The 23,177-nt window shown below is 34.7% G+C and carries 15 protein-coding genes; 1 reads left to right on the top strand and 14 read right to left on the bottom strand.

The features are described from left to right. Positions 1-37: 37 nt before the first annotated feature. The 14 genes from mnmA to ACHRV5_RS04295 all read right to left on the bottom strand — a co-directional run bounded on the left by mnmA (position 38) and on the right by ACHRV5_RS04295 (position 20,881). Positions 38-1,225, bottom strand: a complete 1,188-nt coding sequence (mnmA, locus tag ACHRV5_RS04360; RefSeq protein ID WP_395425911.1) for a tRNA 2-thiouridine(34) synthase MnmA — start codon at positions 1,223-1,225, stop codon at positions 38-40. Positions 1,226-1,646: 421 nt separating this feature from the next. Further along, the gene (locus ACHRV5_RS04355; protein WP_395425910.1) at positions 1,647-3,833 is read right to left on the bottom strand and encodes a T9SS type A sorting domain-containing protein; all 2,187 of its coding nucleotides are present in this window, start codon (positions 3,831-3,833) and stop codon (positions 1,647-1,649) included. Positions 3,834-4,194: 361 nt separating this feature from the next. After that, positions 4,195-4,914, bottom strand: coding sequence for a toxin-antitoxin system YwqK family antitoxin (locus tag ACHRV5_RS04350; protein ID WP_395425909.1), 720 nt, complete (start codon positions 4,912-4,914; stop codon positions 4,195-4,197). Between the two features lie 94 nt (positions 4,915-5,008). Continuing rightward, positions 5,009-6,913 carry a membrane protein insertase YidC gene (yidC, locus tag ACHRV5_RS04345; RefSeq protein ID WP_395425908.1) on the bottom strand — a complete coding sequence of 635 codons (1,905 nt, stop codon included), beginning with the start codon at positions 6,911-6,913 and terminating at the stop codon, positions 5,009-5,011. A gap of 79 nt (positions 6,914-6,992) precedes the next feature. Then, the gene (locus tag ACHRV5_RS04340; RefSeq protein ID WP_047778817.1) at positions 6,993-8,609 is read right to left on the bottom strand and encodes a CTP synthase; all 1,617 of its coding nucleotides are present in this window, start codon (positions 8,607-8,609) and stop codon (positions 6,993-6,995) included. A 278-nt stretch (positions 8,610-8,887) separates the two neighbouring features. Beyond that, positions 8,888-10,213 carry an HlyD family efflux transporter periplasmic adaptor subunit gene (locus tag ACHRV5_RS04335; RefSeq protein ID WP_395425907.1) on the bottom strand — a complete coding sequence of 442 codons (1,326 nt, stop codon included), beginning with the start codon at positions 10,211-10,213 and terminating at the stop codon, positions 8,888-8,890. Continuing rightward, positions 10,206-12,392 carry a peptidase domain-containing ABC transporter gene (locus ACHRV5_RS04330; RefSeq protein WP_395425906.1) on the bottom strand — a complete coding sequence of 729 codons (2,187 nt, stop codon included), beginning with the start codon at positions 12,390-12,392 and terminating at the stop codon, positions 10,206-10,208. The genes ACHRV5_RS04335 and ACHRV5_RS04330 overlap by 8 nt, the downstream gene beginning before the upstream one ends. Before the next feature lie 7 nt (positions 12,393-12,399). Next, complete coding sequence (locus tag ACHRV5_RS04325) at positions 12,400-12,984, bottom strand: hypothetical protein (RefSeq protein WP_395425905.1); 585 nt, start codon at positions 12,982-12,984, stop codon at positions 12,400-12,402. 1 nt (position 12,985) lies between these two features. Next, positions 12,986-14,320: a hypothetical protein gene (locus tag ACHRV5_RS04320; RefSeq protein WP_395425904.1), complete on the bottom strand. Its 1,335-nt coding sequence runs from the start codon at positions 14,318-14,320 to the stop codon at positions 12,986-12,988. A 391-nt stretch (positions 14,321-14,711) separates the two neighbouring features. Continuing rightward, positions 14,712-14,948, bottom strand: a complete 237-nt coding sequence (locus ACHRV5_RS04315; RefSeq protein ID WP_395425903.1) for a DUF3820 family protein — start codon at positions 14,946-14,948, stop codon at positions 14,712-14,714. A 450-nt stretch (positions 14,949-15,398) separates the two neighbouring features. Beyond that, the gene (gene nagB / locus ACHRV5_RS04310) at positions 15,399-17,327 is read right to left on the bottom strand and encodes a glucosamine-6-phosphate deaminase (protein ID WP_230001328.1); all 1,929 of its coding nucleotides are present in this window, start codon (positions 17,325-17,327) and stop codon (positions 15,399-15,401) included. Positions 17,328-17,354: 27 nt separating this feature from the next. Then, positions 17,355-18,734: a sugar MFS transporter gene (locus ACHRV5_RS04305; protein WP_230001326.1), complete on the bottom strand. Its 1,380-nt coding sequence runs from the start codon at positions 18,732-18,734 to the stop codon at positions 17,355-17,357. Positions 18,735-18,898: 164 nt separating this feature from the next. Then, the gene (locus ACHRV5_RS04300; protein WP_395425902.1) at positions 18,899-19,780 is read right to left on the bottom strand and encodes a sugar phosphate nucleotidyltransferase; all 882 of its coding nucleotides are present in this window, start codon (positions 19,778-19,780) and stop codon (positions 18,899-18,901) included. Positions 19,781-19,789: 9 nt separating this feature from the next. Further along, positions 19,790-20,881, bottom strand: a complete 1,092-nt coding sequence (locus tag ACHRV5_RS04295; protein ID WP_395425901.1) for a mevalonate kinase — start codon at positions 20,879-20,881, stop codon at positions 19,790-19,792. Between the two features lie 232 nt (positions 20,882-21,113). Between ACHRV5_RS04295 and ACHRV5_RS04290 the strand changes: the two genes are divergently transcribed. After that, positions 21,114-22,154, top strand: a complete 1,041-nt coding sequence (locus tag ACHRV5_RS04290; RefSeq protein WP_047779123.1) for a LacI family DNA-binding transcriptional regulator — start codon at positions 21,114-21,116, stop codon at positions 22,152-22,154. Positions 22,155-23,177 lie beyond the last annotated feature (1,023 nt).

Below are 23,177 nucleotides of genomic sequence, written 5' to 3'. Positions count from 1 at the left end.
CTTTTTTAAAGGCAAAACCTTCTTAAAAAGTATAAAGCTAAGAAATTACTCCCGAACCAACTAATTCATTCTCAAAATACCAAGCTGTAAATTGACCTTCTGTTATAGCAGATTGAGGTTCTTCAAAAGAAACATACATCCCCTCTTCAAACTGATGTAAAGTTGCTTTTTGCAAAGGCTGACGATAACGAATTCTGGCCATTACCTCCATCGTTTCTCCAACTTTTAAAGCCAAATCAGTACGAATCCAATGTACCTCAGACTTTTCGATAAACAAAGCTTTCTTAAACAATCCCGGATGCTGACTTGTTAATCCTGTATAAATAGTATTAGTTTCAACATTCGTAGCAATAATAAATAACGGATCAGTTGTTCCGCCTACATTAAGGCCTTTTCTTTGTCCGATTGTAAAATAATGCGCGCCTTGATGTTTACCCACTACTTTCCCCATTGTAGGAAGGTAATTTCGTTTCTGAGACTCTAATTTTAATTCTTCTTCTATAGATAAACCAGTTGGTTTTTCGATTGTATAAATCGGATCGTTTTTATCAATCTGTACAATTTTACCCTCTTTTGGTTGTAGTTTTTGTTGTAAAAACTCCGGCAAACGAACTTTTCCGATAAAACATAATCCTTGGGAATCTTTTTTCTCTGCGGTTATCAAATCCATTTCGGCAGCAATTTCGCGAACCTCCGGTTTGGTTAAAGCGCCAATTGGAAACAATGATTTAGCTAATTGCTCTTGTGACAACTGGCATAAAAAATAAGACTGGTCTTTGTTTGTATCAGCACCGGCTATTAATTGATACACCGGCTTTCCATCTACTTCAATTTCACTTTTTTGACAGTAATGTCCTGTGGCCACATAATCGGCCCCAAGACTTAAAGCAATTTTCATAAAAACATCAAATTTGATCTCACGGTTACAAAGTACATCCGGATTTGGTGTTCTTCCTTTTTCGTATTCGTTGAACATATAATCAACGATTTTTTCTTTGTACTCTTCGCTCAAATCAACAGTTTGAAACGGTATTCCAAGTTTTTCGGCTACCAATAAAGCATCATTACTATCTTCCAACCAAGGACATTCGTTAGAAATAGTAACCGAATCATCGTGCCAGTTTTTCATAAAAAGGCCAATAACTTCGTACCCTTGTTTTTGCAGCAAATAAGCAGCAACACTAGAATCAACACCACCGGAAAGTCCAACAACTACACGTTTCATTTTAACTCGTTTATATTTTTACAAGGGTGCAAAGGTAAGCCAAATTATAGATAATTGTAATTCTTTTGATTACTTTATATAATGCTGCGGTAGATAAAACTTATTGCATTTTTTGTTTACCTGCAAAAATCACCAAAGTCAATGCAAGGCACCTATTTTTTTTCTTAAAGAATGTGAAGTTCTTTGTATTTCTTTAGGAATTTCTCTAAGTCGTTTTTTGGATAAAACTTAAATACGCTCACCACTATTCAAACTTTACTACTAAAGATGAAATTATACTTTTTATTTTTCTGTCTAAAAAATTTTGGAATGTATTTTTTTTCTGAATCAAAATCATTACACCTGATTTTACCAAACCATTCAGGTCTTACTACAGGCAAAAATCAGGTGTAATGACAGATAAAAAGATATTTTCTAAATACTAGTTTTTCACAAATTTATGAGTGATTAATTTTCCTTCCCTTATTTCACAAATAAAATAAATACCATTAGCTAAATTTTCGACATTTACTATTTTATCTACCTCTGCTACTACTTTAAATGTTTTAATGATTCCTCCCAATGAGTTAATAAGATTTAAATCCGCATCATGATCTGACTTGATCGTTATAATTTTATTACTTGGGTTTGGATGTAACATAAACTTTACAGCTTTATCGAACGATACTGTACTAAGATTGTTAAAGTTTATACAATCGGAAGAAACAGTACAACCATTTAAAGTCATTACAACTTTATAGGAGCCATCTATCTTTGGTTCAAAGAATTGACCTGTTTCTCCATCGATTGATGATATAGGACATTCGTACCATTGGTAAGTCGCACCGGATTGATCTGCAATTAAAACTTCAGTTCCAACCGTTACATTTGAATTTAAAGCCGGAGGTTCTGTTATATTAAAGGTTCTCGTTTTACTTCCCCCTTTATCATCCTTAACTATTAGGCTATAAATACCTGCTTTTAAATCGGATGCGGTGGCAGTTGTTCCTCCGAAAGGCGTCCAAGCATAAGTGTAATTACCGGATCCTCCCACAACGCTTGCACGAACAACTCCGTCAGCTTCCCCATAACAACTTACGTTTGTTTGTACTCCGGAAATAAAGATATCCGAAACAGGGGTGTCCGAGATCGAAATAAACCCTGAAATAGAATACCCCCCAACCGAACCGTATGCAGAATAACCGCCATATAAAATATCGCCAGCTCCAATTCCACTCACGCTGATAAAATATTTACCTGCCGGCAGGTCTATACTCATTGACGCATTGAGCGAATAAGGGTTCGGATTCCAAAATTTTTCTATTTCAGCACCAGTCGAATTATGCAACGTAATTGCAACATGGAGATTCCCTTTACCAGATCCGTTTATTGCATTAGCGTTGATTATTACATTTCCTCCTTTGGTGGTAAATGCAAAGAAATCACGATCACTTTCTTTTTCGATTACGCCCTCTTTTTTAATAATCAATCCTGTATCATCGTGAGTTAAACTAAATGCTGAAGATACATCATTACCATAATCATCCATTCTGTACCCCACTCCATATTCCCGTCCGGAAATAACATCAACATCACTCTCTTTATTATTTGCGCTATTGTATTCTCCCTTGCTCCATTGCGCAACAGGTCTGTAATAACTAAACCCCATAATTGGTGCCCAGGAAGTATTGTCTAATCCGTAAAAATATTCTTCCGTCGGCAAAGTACGTCCATCATGTTCTAACCCAAAAGTATGCCCTATTTCATGAGAACAGGTATCTCCAGCATCCTTACCATTATTAAGATTAAAACACCAGGCCGGAACATCATTATCCCAGCCAAAGGACCCCATATAAGCTACTCCACCCGCTTTTGGACTTGCAGTTTTTGTTGTGGTCAGCACTATACGCATCCTTTTCGATTTAGGATACTTATTAAAAACGGCTTCATTTGTTGTTATATTCAGATTAAATGGTCTGAAATCTTCTGCAACAATTTCAAAAAGCTCCATTATATAAGCGCTTCTCAATCCAGCCGGAGCTGCATTAATTGCTTTCCCTTCATTCCAATAATTTCCTGCAAGCATATTGTAACCGTCAAAATCCAACAGTACACAACCTTTTCCGCCTGGCAAGCTTTCTAAACTAAATATGTTAGCACTCAACTCTGCAACATTATACTTTGTAGTTGTGGTCTTTTTTTGTGGCAGTTTACTATATTCCACACAAATCAAAGAATTTATGTCTACTTTTGAAACGTAAGCATTTCCATGAGCATCAGAAGAATACTTATATGCTTCTTTTGTTTTTCTTAAAATAATATGCCCTTCCAATGACTGCCCAATTACTTTAATATAAAAAGAAGACTCTGAAATATCTTTAATTTCTCCAATCAAAAATTCACTCGAAGGAGTTGATTCCTTGTAATTTATTTTTCCATTAAACTTTTTTGAATCGACAGTCTGAAGTAAAACACTTTTCACTTCCCTTTTTCCGGTTGAAACAATAAACTCCTTCTTTAAGCTATTCATAAAGCTTGTACATGTCCCTAGAGAAGTTTGAGAGATAGCGACATTATTATAAAAAAACATTACTAATAAAATCAATAAAAAATGGTAGTTTTTCCTCATATATATTCCTTTTTTTTCATACAAAAAGAAGTCTAATTAAACACTTCTTTAATTAAAATGCAAAATTGCGATTAAGCGGCGAATATAGATATTTACTTACCAAAAAAGAACATCACTCCATTTTTTTATTAAAAATTAAAAAAAAATACTGTCAAAAAAAAATCCATATATAAACAACTCAATCTAGACAAAATAGAATACAAAGTAATTCTCATTGAGTCGAGCTATAATCCGAAATCACAGTTACAAATTACCAATCAAAAAAAAAAATCCTTAGCATCTATTTTACTTTAGTCCGAAATAGGAGCCTAAAAATTTTGGCATAAAAAAAGCCTCAAATTTGAATTGCTACCAAAAAGTTCTATTCCATTTTAGGTTTTGAGTCAGACTGGTAATTACTTTTCGGGTCACTCATATTCACTTCTTTCGTTAGTTTTCCTTTTAAGTAAAACTTCCACATTCCGGCTTTTTTTCCTTTCAAAAATTTTCCTTCAGAAGCCACCACTCCATCAGAATCATAGAAAACAGCATCTCCGTTATATTCGTCATTCTTATAGGTACTTTTCTCCAGAATAATTCCGTTCTGCCCGTACTTTTCATAGATCCCTTCTTTCTGACCATTCACATAAGTCATTTTTTCTGCGACTTTAGCATTTGGGTAAAAAACGGTCCTTGCACCTTCCAATTTCCCATTTTTATAATTTTCGGTGGTCATTACTATAGCTGAAGCTTTATGGTAGTACGTCCATTGCCCTTCATAATTTTTACCGATCACTTTTCCTTCACTTACTTTATTTTTCTTCTGATCATAAAAGATATTATAAGCACTCCCGTCGTTGGCACTAAAATCTCGTGTTGCGACAACATCTCCTTTTTTCGTGTCATCAAAAAACTTAAATACTCCGGTTTCTTTTCCGTGGCTGAAAGTCCCTTCGTATCTCGGACGTTTCGAAACTTCATAAGTCCCTTTCCACAAACCTTCTTTTTTTCCGTTTGCGTCTAACTTATTAAAGTCTGTTTGAGCATTTATTACTATAACATTCAGTAAGGCTAAGCCAAGTAGTATTCTTCTTAAAATCATCTTTTAATTCCTTTTAAACTTTAACGAAATTACACTTTATAAAGTATATCTGTCGTAAAAAAAAATCCCGATAAATCGAGATTTTTTTTAGTACTTATTTCTTTTTATTCTGACCTTTTGCGGCCTCTTGTTGCTCCATTACCTCCTGAAGACGTTGTTGAAATTTACTTTGCTTTTTAGGCTCTTTCAACTTGTTCTCCTGAATCTGAGCATGAATTTTATCTGTATCCACAATATAGTTTTTAATTACAAACATAATTCCGATTGTAATTAAGTTAGAGATAAAGTTATACAAACTCAATCCTGCACCATAACTATTGAAGAAAATTAACATCATTAATGGTGAAACGTAAATCATGATTTTCATCATTTTCGCCATATCCGGCATACCTTCTTGTTGAGGAGCTGCCATTTGTTGGTCACCTGAAGTCATTTTCATATAGAAGAAAATCGCAATTGCGGCCAAAATTGGAAACAAACTGATATGATCTCCATATAAAGGAATGTGGAATGGTAAGTTTACAACCGCATCAAAAGATGATAAATCGTCTGCCCAAAGGAAACTTTTTTGTCTTAACTCAAAAGCAGATGGGAAGAACTGGAATGACGCATACATAAACGGAAGCTGAATCAATGCCGGAATACATCCTGCCATTGGGTTCACCCCTGCTTTATTGTACAATTTCATCGTTTCCTGTTGTTTCTTCATTGGGTCCTTTTTGAATTTTTCTCCCAACTCTGTAATCTCCGGACGTAAAACTTTCATCTTAGCCTGAGACAAAAATGACTTATAGGTAATTGGCGACATTGCCAATTTGATGATAATTGTAAAAATGATAATCGCAATTCCATAAGCAATATAAGAGCTTAAGAATCCGAATAATGGAATGAAAATCCATTGATTAATCCATCCGAAAATCCCCCATCCTAGTGGAATAATTTTTTCGAAGTTTTTATCATATGCTTTTAAAACCTTATAATCAGCTGGTCCAAAATACCAACTCATTTTATAATCTACTTCTCCATTAGAAAAAGCTAAAGGAACTGTTGCTTTAAATTGTTTGATAAAAGTAGTATCTATTTTTTCATCTTTTACTAAAGCATCAGATTGTAATTTAGATTTCTCAAATGGTTTATCAGTCGCCAAGATAGCCGTAAAAAAGTGTTGTTTAAAAGCTACATAACTCACTTTTTCAGGAGTATCTTCTTTTGCTGTACCGTCGCTTACCGAACTGTATTTTTCATCTTCATATTCGTATTCAAGTTGTGCATAACGCTTCTCGATAGAAATACTTTTCTCGTTTCTGTATGATTTTAAATCCCAAACTAAATCTAATGGCTTAGACGAATTTAAAATCTTATTCAAACCTTGAGAGCGAACATCAAAACCAACTAAATATTCGTTTGGTTTTAAAATGTATTTGTATTCTAAAAATTCGTTCGCTCCAGCTTTCAAACGCATTGTTAAAATCTGATCTGCTCCAACTTTAGTTAGTGTTGGCTCAAAAAACAAATCTTTCGAATTTAAAGTTCTGTTATCTGTTGTTTGTAACTGAATGTTTAAATTAGAATTATTGTCTTTGATTAATTCCACTAATTGTTTTGAACCTTTTTGAAATTTTTCAAATTCTTTAAGAGTAGCTTCAACAATATAACCCCCTTTATTAGCGATTTTTAGTTTAATCTTCTCATTTTCGATTGTTGTAAAAGACTCCTTTGCAGAAGGAAGTGTCGCTGAGTAAGCAAAACCACCTAAGGTTTTTTGCAATTGTGCTAATTGAACTGTATCGCCTGGAGTTGTTGCTGCAACTGGCAAAACTGCCGTTTTAGTTTTATCCGCTTTAGCTTGAGCTTCTTGTTTCGCAACTAATTCTTTCTTGGCTTTTTCAGCAGCAATTTCCTTATCAGAAGGTTGATTTTGGTACATAATCCAAATCAAAATTCCAAATATCAATACAAAACCAATGATTGAATTAAGGTCAAATTTTTTTTCTTCCATTATAGTTTAAAAAAGGTTATTCGTTAAAGGCTATTTGTCTTGAGTTTAATCCAAACGTTACAACCTTACAGAATATTAATTATTGTTTTTTATGTGAATTTACAGCAGCAGCTACAAAGTTTACAAAAATCGGATGTGGATTAGCAACCGTACTTTTGTATTCCGGATGGTATTGCACCCCTATAAAAAACGGGTGATTTTCAAGTTCCACAATCTCCACTAAACCGGTATCGGGATTAACTCCTGAAGCCAATAAACCTGCTTTTTGTAATTCTTCAGCATATTTATTGTTGTACTCATAACGGTGGCGGTGACGCTCTGAAATCGTTTTTTCTCCGTAAATTTTATGTGCAAGCGTATTGGGTTTAATATCACATTTCCAGGCTCCCAAACGCATTGTTCCACCTTTATCTGTAATTGTTTTTTGCTCTTCCATTAAATCTACAACAGGATGTGACGTTTTATCGTTCATCTCTGTAGAATTCGCATCTTTGTATCCTAAAATATTTCTTGAATATTCGATCACTGACATTTGCATACCTAAACAAATTCCGAAAAACGGAATATTATTTTCACGTACATAACGAACGGCTTCGATTTTTCCTTCTATACCTCTTTCTCCAAAACCAGGAGCAACTAAAACACCATCAAGATCTTTTAGTTTTTCTACGATATTGTCCGCATTAATATGCTCTGAATGAATAGAAATTACATTTACTTTGGTTTCATTAGCAGCACCGGCATGAATGAACGCCTCTAAGATCGATTTGTAACAATCTTGCATTTCTACATATTTCCCAACCAAACCGATGTTTACGGTATGCTTTGGATTTTTTAATCTGCGTAAAAAAGTATTCCAGTTTTTAAGGTCCGGCAATGCTTTTTTAGGTAAATCTAATTTTTTCAAAGCCACTACATCTAATCCTTCTTCAAGCATTAAATTAGGTACTTCGTATATCGTTGAAGCATCAATAGACTGAATAACCGCTTCTTTTTTCACATTACAGAACAATGCCAATTTTTGACGTAGTTCCTGAGACAATTCATGCTCGGTTCTACAAACCAGAATATCGGCTTTGATACCACTCTCCATTAATGTTTTTACCGAGTGTTGTGTAGGTTTTGTCTTTAACTCCCCTGCAGCAGCTAAAAACGGAACTAATGTTAAGTGAATCACGATTCCGTTATTTTCACCTAATTCCCAAACCAACTGACGAACAGACTCTATATAAGGTAGTGATTCAATATCACCAACTGTTCCACCAATTTCAGTAATAACAATATCATAATCACCGGATTTACCCAGCAATTGCATTCTGTCTTTGATTTCGTTGGTAATATGAGGAACAACCTGAACTGTTTTTCCTAAAAATTCTCCTCTTCTTTCTTTTTCAATAACCGAAAGATATACTCTTCCTGTTGTAACATTATTCGCCTGAGAAGTAGGAACATTAAGAAAACGCTCATAATGACCTAAATCTAAATCGGTTTCAGCACCATCATCAGTCACATAACATTCCCCATGCTCATATGGATTTAACGTACCCGGATCCACATTAATATATGGATCAAATTTCTGAATAGTTGTACGATACCCTCTTCCTTGTAACAATTTTGCCAAAGATGCCGCGATAATTCCTTTTCCTAAAGATGAAGTCACACCACCTGTAACAAAAATATATTTTGTCTGATTCATTCTGTTGTTGTTTGTATTGTAGTTGTGTAAAAAACTTGGCAAAAGTACAAATTTAATTGGACATTTTGGCAAATAGCGAATGAGATAATTTGCAAATTTATAAACAGATCGTTTACTTGTTTCCGTAATCCCTAATTTTAGATGTTATAGTGACTTATTTTTGAATAATTTATTGGTCTCACTTAAATCCTTCTTTGCTATAAATCTAAAATACCGAATAAGTAACCCGTATTTTTATTTAAAGTTAAAAACATTGCTCCTACTATTCGGAAGAAATTCTATTCTAATTTATATCTCAAATTATCAAAGAAACGTTCGATCAATCTCCTGTCTTCTGTTATGATTTCGGCTGTCCCTTTAGCTTCAGCATGAAAGTTTAATACAACATCATAATTCGTTTTTAATCCGTAGGGCAGATTTACATCAACCAGATAGTAACTCATTTTCTTTTGATTATCAGAAAGAACCTGCTGATTTGTTGCAAGTGATATTCTTACCACCTTACCTTTTATCGAGCCATATTCATTATAAGGATAATTATTCAGTTTAATTATAACATTTTGTCCAATTTTCACTTTCCCTGAGCCATTTTCAGGAAGATTAACCTGTCCTATTATTTGGTTATTATCCGGTACTATCTTAAATAATTCTTCTCCGGACTGAATATAATCGTTGTCTTTAAGAAAATTCAAAAAATCTACTTTTCCTTTTATCGGGGAAAGAAAAACATACGTCCGTTCCCATTTTTTTATGGCATCAATTAAGTCATAATAACTGTTAAATAACCCAATAATCAATTCTCTTTCTTTAGCTGTTTTTTCAATTGCAATTACTTGTGATTTATTATGAGCTTCATTGATTTGATAATCTGTATTATTAATCTCTTTATCAATTGCTTTATAATCCAGTTCACTATTTGCTTTTGCTATAATTGAACGTTCTATATCTGCTTTGGAAGTGACATTTTTACTATATAGTGTCGAATCTTTATGAAAAAGACTCTGTGAAACTTCGTGTTTTATTTTTTGGCTCTTAAAATCATTTTTTAACTGCTCAAATTTCTTTATCTGTAGCTCGAGTAATTTTTTATTAATTTGTTTTTGAACCTCATAAGGCTGTTGATTCGTGTAATCTAAATATTGATACAGCGCATTTAAAAAGTTATAGTATTTATTATTTATATCTCCTAAAGATAAATTTTCAGGAAATAAATGACGGTGTTTTTGAAAATCGACTTCATGAATATTTATATCACCAAGTGTGTTTTTCAACAGTTTGACATCAGCTAAATTGGCTTCATTTTTTATGTACGCAATGTATTCTCCGGCATGTACATTAGCACCGGAAGCATGTTCTAACAATATAATATTCCCTTGAGTCGATGCAACTAATTTAACCGGAGCCTGTCTTGTATTTATCACAATTTGCCCCATTAATACTTCCGGATATTTTATAAGCCAGCCAAAAAGCAACAACAGTAATACCAAACCTATAACAACTGAGCTAATTAAAATTCCGAATTTAGTCGGCATTTTTTCAATAATCCAAGCTACCTCTTCGGTTCGATTTGAGTTTAGTGTTTTATGAAATCCTTTATTATCCATTTACAGTATCTCCTGTCTGTGTTTTAACCAATTCATAATAATGCCCACCTTCTTTTGTCATCAACATATCGTGATTTCCAATTTCACTAATAAATCCATTTTTAAGCACTATAATCTGATCTGCCTTACGAATCGTACTCAATCGATGTGCCACCACGATTACTGTTTTATTTTTAAAAATCTCTTCTAATGCTGTCACAATTTTTTGCTCATTTATAACATCCAGTGAATTTGTTGCCTCATCAAAAAACAAATAGTCGGGATCTTTGTACAAAGCTCTTGCTATCAGAACACGTTGTTTCTGTCCTCCGCTTAAACCTCTGCCGTTTTCTCCCATCATCGTTTGATATCCTTTGGGCATAGCTTCTATTTCTGCTGCTATATTGGCTACCATTACCGCTTTTTTCAACCTTGCATAATCAATATTCTCATCGTCCAAGACAATGTTATTTTGAATCGTATCGCTAAAAATTTTGCCGTCCTGCATCACCGCTCCGCAACTTGCTCTCCATTGTTTTAGATTAACGTTTTGAATATTAAGATTCCCCATAGAAAGTTCACCATGGGTCGGTTTATACAATCTTAAAATAAGTTTTAACAAAGTGGTCTTACCGCTACCGCTATCTCCTACAATGGCAGTTACTTTTCCCTCCGGAATCAATATTGAAATATTAGTCAAAATATAAGGACTATTTCTACTGTACTGAAAACTAACATTTCGCAATAGCAAGCTTTTATCTTCCGGAAGTTTGATACTGTTATTGGTTTCGTTTTCTTCTTCTTCCTCTAATTCGTGTATTTCGTTAAGCCTTAAAAAACTAATTTTTGCATATTGAGCAGATTGAACAAAAGAAATGAACTGCATAATCGGACCATTAAGCATCCCTATTATAAATTGTGTCGAAATCATTACACCAAATGTAATATCACCTTTTATCACTGCTTTTGCACAATAAAACGTAATCATTAAATTGGTTAATTGATTAATAAATTGCGCTCCCAGGTTTTGCGCATTGGTAATTCGCAATATTTTTTGGTCAATCTTAAATAATTGAACTTGCAAAGCTTCCCATTTCCATCTTTTTTGCTTTTCGTAATTATTGATTTTTATATCCTGAATACTTCCAATAGTTTCCACCCAGTAACTCTGATTTTTTGTGTGAACGTCAAAATACTCCCAATCCAGTTTTTTCCTGAATTTAAAAAAAAAGACCACCCAACCAATAAATAAAGTACTACCGATCAAATAAATCAAACACAAGACCGGACTGTAAACAAACAGAATGATCCCGAATATAAAAAAGGTGAGAATAGAGAAGATAAAGTTGAGCGAATTGTTCATTATAAAATCCCGAATACGCTCATGATCTTGCGCTCGTTGTAAAATATCTCCAATCAACTTATTCTCAAAAAAAGTAATAGGCAGCTTCATTAATTTTATCAGATAATCTGATATCAAAGAGATGTTGATTCGCGAGGTAAGATGCAGTAAAATCCAATCGCGAATCATGTTACTCAATAAGATACTCAATATAATGGTAATATTGGCGATTAAAACAAGATCAATAAAATCTAAATCATTGGTCTGAATTCCAACATCGATAACTGATTTTGAAATAAAGGGCAAAAAGGCCTGTAACAACGTCACTACAAGCATCACTACAAACAGGTTTACAAAACTTCTTTTGTAAGGTGTAAAGTACCCCAGAAAATTCTCTAACGTTTTTCTTCGTTCTAATTTATCATTTATAGAGCGTTGTTTAAAATCCGCCATGGGCTCTATAGCTAAAACAGCACCCACTTTTGATTCTTTTAACCAGTCTTCCTGAAAACTCTCGTACGAATATTTACACAACCCTTTTGCGGGATCTGAAACATATACTTGTTTCTGTGTTATTTTATAAACCACAATAAAGTGACTCTCCTTCCAATGTACAATGCAAGGCAATGGAATTGTCTGCAAAACACTAAAATCTACTTTAACACTTTTAGTACGCAAACTAATTGCTTCACAAGCATCGCTAAGATCTAAAAAACTGACCCCTTCGCGCGTGATACCACATAAATCACGTAAAAAAGGCAGGCTATAAAACCTGCCATAATATTTTGCAATAATTTTTATACAGGCAGGACCACAATCTTTAGCATCGAGCTGAAACTCGTGGGGGAAATTAATCATAAGTGGTCTATTTTTTTAGCAGCTCGAATATCTCACCTTCACCTGTATCGTAACGTATTAAACCTTCTCTTTTATCCCAGTAAAAAGATTTTAGATAGTTATTACCAAAGTTTTTTGCATTGATACCGTCTTCAAAAACATACACATGTGTATACTTTTTTAAAGATGTTCTCAAGACAACCCAACTTTCTGTCGGTATAGGTTTTACTTGAACATCCGGATAAAATAGGCCAAAAACATTAAAAGTAGGAAAAGACTTTTTATTTATTTCGTCTTTACTAATTGATACTCCGCTAACACAATAGGAATCATTGTGGCAAATTCTGGACTTAAAGTCAATATGCATCATATTGTATTGTAAATTACCTACTTCGTAACAATTACATTCTTTATTATCATATGTTTCATATTTATCCGCTACAAAAAGCGTGTCCAATTTCCCCAGATTGCTTTTAAAAATTATTTGCTGCCCTTTTTTGTAAGCCGAAAACCACTCTTTTTCGTCTTTAGATAAATGAGTTTTAGTACACTTGCAATTGCATGAACTTAATGTAGACGCTACAATAACAAATAACATAATTACTTTTTTCATCTCACTTTGATTTTATACCCAGTTCTATTGCCATTTCATTTACACCGTGTCCCCCTGATGTTCTGGTTGGTGTAATAAAGTGTTTTTGCCCTCCCGCTGTTGTTAACCCCGGCATCACCATTTGCGCTATATTTAAAGGATCATTTGTCATAATATAAGAATGCGTATCTGACACGAACCCTATTCCTAAAAGTAAAGCTGTTGAATAACTCAATCCTGCCGCATTAATTGTGACAGCACTTCCTCCCGTAGCACGGGCATTGGCTTCTGCCATACCTCCGCCTAAAGAATGCCCTGAAAAAGATAATGCATCACCAAACAGAGCCTTTAATGCCTTAGCATTATCCACAGATTCTTTATATTGCAGAGAAATCCCCGCTGTTTGTAAGACGTCCGCAGCATAATCTCCTATCTCAGGTTCTGTACCAGCAGTTACATAACAATATTCTTTTTTGCCAGCTGTAATTCTTTCATATAATTGCGATTTAAAACCTGAAGAAGCATCATTATATTTAATACCTTTTACTTCATTGGAAACTTTCCATCCGAAAAGCTTATCAGGCCCAACCGTGTCCTTACCGCCATAAACTGATTTCGATAGTAATGCAGCTTCTAAAGGTGAAGGTTTTGAAGAACTGCCATGTATAGGCATTACATACCAAGACGCATTTGAATTTGTCGTATTGGTTGTACTTGTGCTTCTTGGACCATTGGAAAGATTAATTTGCAATGTCATATTATCAATTACAGTACCTTGTTTTATTGTACTTGGTCCTTTGTAATAATTCACTACAGTAACATTATCTAATCGTGTGCCCGGCAATTGAATATTATACTGAATAAAATTTTGCTGCTGTCCGCTTGCCGTTTTTTCGTTATTTACGAAGGCATTTATTTGATTCGCATTTACAATCCCATTATTTGCGCGAATAAATTGAAAATAACGATCTATAGCAATTGCACTTGTAGTACTTAGATTGCCTTGAGCATTGACAAACCAATCATTATTATAATTGGTATTAGAAGTAGAAGAATTTAAATTATTTGTTCCTGAACCAGAATTTGTGCCAGCCCCTGAATTAGAGTAATTCCCACCAAAGGAAGTATTACCATAACTGCCTAATTGAGAAAAATTGTTAGCACTCCCGCTAACAAAACCTCCTTGGCCAAAACCTGTCAAGCCAAAACCACCGTTTCCTCCAATATTATCCGCTTCACCAGGGGCTTCCTGGTCGTTAGTATACTTTATAGGTCCTCCTCCCAAAATTCCCTTTGCTTCATCTGCCTCTAACATTCCTGTAATGTCAGAAAATTTCATTTTTTTAAGATTTTTCATAATAGAGATATTTCAATATTTATTCAAATATATAAAATATTTCTTACAAATAATAGAATTTATGTAAAATTTCTGTAGTCTTTATATTTCAAAATAAATACCTCCCTTATACGTCAGAAAATCACTTTTAAAACCTTGATAATCTTCCTCCTTCACATTATAATGAAGTTTTTACGAATAAGACTGTTACCAAAAAGAAACAATTGTTCAATTATTATTTTTCTATAACAGCCTGTTTTATTTATTTTTCACAACACTACCGCTACAAAGTAAAATCAAGACATAAATTAGCCTCTACGCGTAAGCAAAATCGTGGTATATTAATTCCGTTAAAAAAAAATCGATAATTGAAAAACAAATACAAGTGTAGCTCTAACAGCTAACCCAGAAACTACTTTAAAGGCTTAGGATACTGCATTTTGATATTACGGATCAACTCTTCTAATCCGTTTAGTTTTAGTTCATAGATCAGTTGTAGTTGTTGCCCCAGTTCTCCTTTCGGGAAACCTTTATTTTGATACCAAACAACATAATACTCGGGCAAGTCTATTAAGTAACGTCCCTCGTATTTTCCGAAAGGCATTTTGGTATGGGCTAATTTTATGAGAAGTTTACTGTCTTGTTGCATTTTTTTTAGAAAAAAGAAGCAAGAAAAAAAGAATAGACTCATTCTCTTTTCTTGCTTCTAATTATGCAAAGTTACTTTTATTTTTTATTTTTTTGCCACAGATTAAAAGGATTAGAATGATTTTTTTTACCACTAATTACACGAATTTTCGCTAATTTCTTTGTGTGCCGGAAAATTAAATTATCTTACCTCCTTAATTTTTTATCCAACTTTTTTAAAGTCACAGTAAAAAAGTAATTTTTGTCTCGTATTTTTTTTAGTTAGCCACAGATTAAAAGGATTAAAATGATTTTTTTTTAATCTGCGAGAATCCTTTAATCTGTGGCAAAAAAAAAAGCCACGAATCACACCAATTATCCCGAAAATAAATTCGCGAAAATTCGTGTAATTCGTGGCCAAAACTTTTTTTAGCTCAGAACCTTAGCAGCTCAGAATCTTAGCACCTTCTAACTAGTAATGCCATCTCACAAAAGCTTCCATCGCCGCATAAGTCGCTAGACCTAATTGCTGATACAAAGCTGCTGTTTCGTGGTTTCGGTCTTCAGCTCTTTGCCAAAATTCTCTGGCATCGGTTCCCTGAAAAACAACACCGTCTTTTTGTGATTGGTGTTTGAAGATTCCATGGCGTTTTGCCAAAACCTGATCCGGGCTCATAGGTACCGCCATTTCTACTTCGTCAATACCCCATTCCTGCCAAGCACCACGATACAACCATAACCAACAGTCGTCCATAAATGATTTTGGTTTTAAGGCTTTCACGGCTTCAAAAATAGCATCTAAACATACTTTATGTGTTCCGTGCGGATCTGCTAAATCTCCTGCAGCATAGATTTGATGTGGTTTAATTTTTTCAATTAAATCCATCGTCAATTGAATGTCTTCTTGTCCGATTGGTTTTTTCTCGATAGTACCCGTTTCATAAAATGGAAGCTCCATAAAATGAATCTGATCGTCTGTTAAACCAACAAAATGACTTGTTGCTCTTGCTTCTCCTTTTCTGATTAGTCCTTTGATATAACGGACTTCAGGGATGTCAATTTCGCTGTTCTTTTTATTTTTTAAGAAGTTAACTGCTTTTTCATAAATCGCATCGGCTTCCGGGCTTTTGATTCCGAATTTCTCATTGTAATCAATTACGAAACTTGCAAAACGCAAGGCTTCATCATCGGCAACGGCAATATTTCCTGAAGTCTGGTAGGCTACGTGCACTTCATGCCCTTGCTCTTGCAAACGCATAAACGTTCCTCCCATACTGATAATATCATCATCAGGATGTGGACTGAAAAGCAATACACGTTTTCTGGCTGGCTCCGCTCTTTCAGGACGATTAGCATCGTCTGCATTTGGTTTTCCACCTGGCCAACCTGTAATTGTGTTTTGTAATTTATTGAATATCTTAATGTTAATATCATAAGCAGGACCTGAATCGGCCAATAAATCACTCATCCCGTTTTCGATATAATCGGCATCGGTAAGCATTAAAATTGGTTTTTTAAGATCAAGCGCTAATCCTAAAACAGCTTTACGGATTAATTTATCACTCCAGGTTACTTTTTCTACCAACCAAGGTCTGTTGATTCGGGTTAGTTTTGAAGACGCTTCTTTATCTAAAACAAAAACAGCATTATTGTGTTCCTGTAAAAACGAAGCCGGAATCTGATTGGTCACCTCATCTTCAACCGATTTTTTGATCACATTAGATTTTCCTTCTCCCCAAGCCATCAAAATAACTTGCTTGGCTTCCATGATTTTTTTAACTCCAAGTGTGATTGCAGTTCTAGGCGTATTACTTAAACCGGAGAAATCTTTACTTGCGGCAACTCTGGTAATATGATCTAGAGCTACCAAACGCGTTTTAGAGTTTTGAAGAGAACCGGATTCATTAAAACCAATGTGTCCGTTTCCTCCAATTCCAAGAATCTGCAAATCGATTCCACCTAAAGCTTCAATTTTAGCTTCGTAATCATGACAGTAATCTGCAATTTGTTCTTTGGTTAAAAGTCCATCGGGAACGTGGAAGTTTTCAGGTAAAATATCGACATGGTCAAACAGTAATTCTTTCATAAAACGAACATAACTGTTGATAGAATTAGGTTCCATTGGATAATATTCATCCAAATTAAAACTAATTACGTTTTTAAAACTCAAACCTTCCTCTTTATGAAGACGCACTAACTCTGCATACAATCCTTTTGGAGAAGAACCGGTTGCAAGACCCAGAATACAAGGTTTGTTTTCTTTTTGTTTGGATTGAATTAAAGCTGCAATTTCCTGAGCAACCGCTTTAGAAGCCTCATTAGAATTTTCAAAAACTACTGTATTGATGTTTTCAAATCGTTTTTCGAAGCCTGTTGCTTTGTCTATTTTACTTTTTAACATGATATATATCTTTTTTTATTCCTGATTCTAAATCTTCCAACTTCTGTATTTATGACCTTTTATTGCATAAAAAAGAATCATTAAATACGAAGGCAATAATATTAAATAAGCAATTTGATTCCCGCTTTTTGAAGTTAATGCTACTCCATTTTCGATATTTGATGTATTTACGTGCTCCACAATCATCCCATAAAACAGCGGAAAAACAGCACCACCAATAATTCCCATAATCAAAATTGCACTTGCAATTTTAGTATAACCTCCTAAATCCTGAAGGGCCATTGGCCAAATTGCCGGCCAACAAAGTGCATTTGCCAATCCAAGTAAGGCTACCAAAAGAATTACAATCGGTAAATTTGGAATTCCGGGCAACTGAATCATTAACTTTGGAGAGATTAATACAATCGCTAAAACCAAAATTAAACCTAAAAATCCCGAAGCTTTTAAAGCTGTAACCTGCGAAAGATATTTTGGAATTAATGTGATTCCCAATACATAACCCACTACCATAAATGACATAGTGAATGAGGTTAATTTCAAATAAAAGTTCCCTTCATCGCCATAAACTCCTAATTGTTTTCCGAAACCACCTATTGAATCACCGGCCAAAACTTCCGCTGATATGTACAGCATCAAAGTTACAACACCTAAAACCAATTGCGGGTACTTAAATGCGTTTTTTATTTGCTGAAAAATACTCAAATTTGTTACATTTCCGTCTTCATCCAAATCAATCTCAGGAAGCGGAGAAAACTTAACCAACAACGCTAAAACCATAATGATCAACCCCATATAAAGATAAGGTCTTTGCAATTGTAGTGCAAGTGAATTTAAGGCAGCAGTTTTTGATGCTTCATCTAACAACGCAATCTTATCGGCAGTAAAATCCTGCATGTTTGATAAAACCAAGGCTGTTAATACAATCGGAGCCACAAATCCGGCCAGTTTGTTTGCAATTCCCAGAACACTGATTCTTGCCGCAGCACTTTCACGAGGACCTATAACGACAACATACGGATTAGAGGCAGTTTGCAAAACAGCTAAGCCTGTTCCCATCACAAATAATGCAATTAAAAACAGCAAAAAAGTACGGCTTGACGCAGCGGGATAAAACATAAATGCACCGGCTGCAATGATCAATAATCCTAAAGAAATACCATTTTTATACCCTACTTTTTCGATAATCCAAGAGGATGGAATTGCCATCACAAAATAGGCAATATAAAAAGCAAAAGTCACAAAATAAGCTTGTGAAGAGGATAACTCACAGGCCAATTCGAAAAATGGAATTAAAGGCCCGTTAAGCCAGGTAACAAAACCCAGAATAAAAAACAATAAGGTTAAAATAACCATCGGAATAACCGGATTCCCTCTCTCTAAACGGACTGCATTTTCAATGTTTGACATACTATTTTTGGTTGATTGTTAAAAAGATTTTGATTTCAAATCTAAAGTAGAATCAACACTAAATTACCTATTGCGGTTTTTACGCAAATGTTTTGCATTTTTTTTGCAAAACAAAAGTAATACAATAAGTTGGTCTTATTCCTAATTCAGATATGAAAATTTTGTTAATTTTTTGTTTCCCAATTTAGATCAGGGTAATATTTTTGAAGGTATTCCTTTACGTCTGCAATATCTTCTTTTGCGGTTAAATCAGGTACATGCTCAGAAAATGCGATACCAATTGTTGTACCCGGGTTTTCTTTAACGGAGTTCAAAAGTACCGTTGGCAATTCTTTCTCGTCTCTTTCGGGATGAACCGGACAGTTTTTAAGATGCGTATATAAGGTTGCACCATTAAATTTAAAAGCATTCATGCTCACTCTGATTTTCCCGTCAACATCTTTATATTCTTCTAAAACATCAGCCGTAGGTTTTTCTAAAATATCCAACAATTGATTGTTTTTATCCAGTTTCGCAATCGCAAAACGTGAAATTCGTTCTATTGGAAACGCCAAAGCATCACGATCGTAACTAATAAAAGCATTTGGACTTTCGGTTTCACGAAGTGCCAATAAAGCGGCAGCTGAATACAGGTTATCACTGTTACAAACGGAATACTGTTGTGTATTTAATTCCGGATATTGCTCAACAGCCTGAAACAAAGCATCAGCAGTACCAAACGGTTTTTCTCTTCCTTCCGGAATATACTGTACAGCGAATGAGATATTGAGTCCATGAAAATCATTATTCTTCATTTCACTTCCGTAAAACTCTTTAAACAAACCTCCCTGTTCTCCGATAATAATGTAAATATTTTGGTACCCTGCTTTTTTTGCATTCAACAAAAGATAATCCAACAGCGGTCTTCCACTGGCTCCTACTCCGATTAAACCTTTACTTCTTTCGTTTGCCTGTGCTATTTCTTCCGGCGATAAATTAGTGGTAATCGCTTCTTTTTTCATGCGGGAAGAAGCTCCTCCGGCAAGAATAACTAAATTGTTGTGCATCTTATTTTTTTAAATTTCAATATTTTCTAAAATTCTTACGCCAGCATCTACATTTACAGCGTAAGCCTCCTCTGCTCCGGCTTTTAAAATGGCCTCTATAACCAAATTTTCCACTTTAGGATCGGCAATAACTACAATACTTCCGCCACCGCCTGAACCAACGATTTTGGCTCCGTATGCACCCGCTTTCAAAGCTGCATTTACCATGTCGTCAATTCTTGGAACAGTAATTTTCAATAAATCACGCAAGACGGCATGATGATCATTCATTAAAGAACCTATTTTTTTAAGATCCAAAACGGGTTTTTCGAACTCTTTTAAGGCTTCTTTGGTATAGTGATAATTTTTAATCGCCGCTTCAAAAAACGGAATTAACCGATCGGGAAGACAATTTCTGTATCGGTCTATATCTTCAATTTCAGTAGTATATAAATCAAAATCGGGAAAATTTTGCTTCACCACATCAATAGCCATTAAAGCATTCCCTTTTAAGTCCCCTAACAAACCGATGGTCTCTTTTGGAACCCCGGAAACTCCGGTAATCAGACCTTTTAATTCAGCCCCGATAACTTTATAAGAAAAAGGATCTTTTGTATTGATATACACTATATTGCCAACACCAATGCTAAAATGATCCATCATTCCACCCGGCTCTCTATGCTCTAATACTTCTGATTCATATCCGATTTTTGAAATAAACTCAGGAGTAACCTCATCATTAACTCCGAAAGCTGCAATTAAAAAACGAATCCAAGCCATCAACAAAGCCGATGAACTTGACGTTCCCGAATTGATCGGAATATCTCCTGTTATCGTGATATCGTAACCAACTGTTGGTATACAGCCGTATCTGCGCAAGACCCGCAGCGAGGAAGCAAAATAATCACGTGGTTCCAACGTCGTAAAAGCGGCATCTATAGCAATCACTCTAACTTCGTCAATATCAACCATATTAAGAACAAATGTTTCTCTACCGTTTTGTTCTGCCGTTAGGCTAATTTTTCTATTGATGGCGCAGGCTATAACAGGTAATCCTAAATAATCCTGATGGTCTCCAAAAAGACATGTTCTTCCTGGTGCTGATGATATGATTCTTTTCACTTACATATATGATATTAAAATACTGAATTTCAAAAAAATACAGTATTACTTGATTATAAATTCGGCTCTGATTTCGGGTTTTGATTCTACGAAACTATAGATTATTTTTTGATAAAACAAGAAAAAACAAAAAAATGTGCTCGAACACACCTAAAAATGTTCTCGAGCACATTTTAATATTTCCTTAAACTATATACTGAAATAATTAAATCAAATTTATATATTTGCTAATATGGATAAGAAATACACTATTAAGGATATTGCAAACATGGCCGGAGTTTCTAAAGGAACTGTTGATCGTGTATTACACAAAAGAGGAAAGGTCTCTCCTGCAGCACTTGAAAAGATAAACGAAGTCTTAAAGGTAATAGACTATGAACCCAACCTTATTGCGAGAAATTTAAAAAACAATAAAATTTATCGCATCTGTGTTTTACTACCTGATCCTAAAATAGATTCCTATTGGCTTCCGTGCGTAAACGGAATCCAGGATGCGGTAAAGGAGTATAAAGCTTACAATGTCAATATCACCATCCATTATTTTAATCCGGAAAGCAAAAAATCATTTATCAATACCAATGATGTGGTGGTCAAAATTGCACCTGAAGCGGTTTTGATAGCACCCCTATTTCACAAAGAGACTTTAGAAGCTGTAAAACAATATGATGAGTTAAACATCATGGTCAATACGTTTAACAACCAGGTGGAGTCTGATACCATTAAAAGTTTTGTCGGACAGGATTTATACAAGAGCGGTCGTGTTGCTGCCAGTTTAATGAATTTAATTTTAGAAGACGGTCATATCGCGATTGTGCATATTGATGAGAGTCTAAAAAATGCCGTTCACATGCAGGAAAAGGAAAAAGGTTTCCGGAATTATTTTGATGAAAAAAAACTAACCAACTTTTCCTTAACCACTTTAAAATTAAAACATGCGAATGTAGAAAGTAAGTTTTTAAATTTCACAGAAGAACATCCTAATCTGAAAGGAATTTTTATCACCACTTCCAAAGCTTACGAAATTGCTTCGATACTCGCCGAACAAAAGAATAAAAAAATTGCCTTAATCGGATACGATTTAGTTGAAAAAAATGTCAGTTTCTTGAATCAGGGATTGGTTCATTTTTTAATTCATCAAAATCAAAAGAGACAAGCCTATTTAGGTGTAAGCACCTTAGTAGAACATTTTTTATACAGCAAAGAAATTCCTGAAACGGTGTTACTACCAATTGACATTATCAATGTCGAAAATGCCGGTTTTTATATTTCATAAAAATACCTGATGTTAAGTTTTAAACCATATAAGTAATGTAAGTTCATTTTAGCGATACCTACATTTTCTTAAATATTGTTATGCGAAAAATCTAAAACCATATTAACATCGTACTTCTGTTTTTTTTGTCATTTCGAAGAATGAGAAATCACACTAAGTGCTCCGCTCCTATTTTCCACAATTTTGTCATACTGAGGAACGAAGTATCTTCACAAGTAATTCCGTAAAGTGAAGCTCAACGGTATCGATTCAGCAAATGTAGATCCTTCGTTCCTCAGGATGACAAACTGGACGGAGTTTCTCGCTTGATTACGCCTCCTCAGGATGACAAACTGTGCGGAGTTTCTTGTGTGATTTCTCGACTTCGCTCGAAATGACAGAAGTTGTGGGGTAATGTAAGTTCATTTTAGCAGTATCTACATTTTCTTAAATATTGTTACGCGCAAAATTTAAAACCATATTAACATCGTACTTCTGTTTTTTTTGTCATTTCGAAGAATGAGAAATCACACTAAGTGCTCCGCTTCTATTTTCCACAATTTTGTCATACTGAGGAACGAAGTATCTTCATAAGTAATTCCGTAAAGTGAAGTTCAGGGGTATGGATTCAGCAAACGTAGATCCTTCGTTCCTCAGGATGACAAACTGTACGGAGTTTCTCGCTTGATTACGCCTCCTCAGGATAACAAACTGTGCGGAGTTTCTTGTGTGATTTCTCGACTCCGCTCGAAAGGACAGAAGTTGTGGGGTAATGTAAGTTCATTTTAGCAGTATCTACATTTTCTTAAATACTGTTACGTGCAAAATTTAAAACCATAATAACATCGTATTTCTGTTTTTTTGTCATTTCGAAGAATGAGAAATCACACTAAGTGCTCCGCTTCTATTTTCCGCAATTTTGTCATCCTGAGGAACGAAGTATCTTCACAAGTAATTCCGTAAAGTGAAGTTCAGGGGTATGGATTCAGCAAACGTAGATCCTTCGTTCCTCAGGATGACAAACTGGGCGGAGTTTCTCGCTTG

The sequence above is a fragment of the Flavobacterium sp. FlaQc-52 genome (assembly GCF_044007495.1).
Taxonomy (GTDB): domain Bacteria; phylum Bacteroidota; class Bacteroidia; order Flavobacteriales; family Flavobacteriaceae; genus Flavobacterium; species Flavobacterium cupriresistens.
The sequence above is the reverse complement of the archived record's forward strand: the minus strand, read 5'-3'. Positions and strand labels throughout refer to the sequence as shown.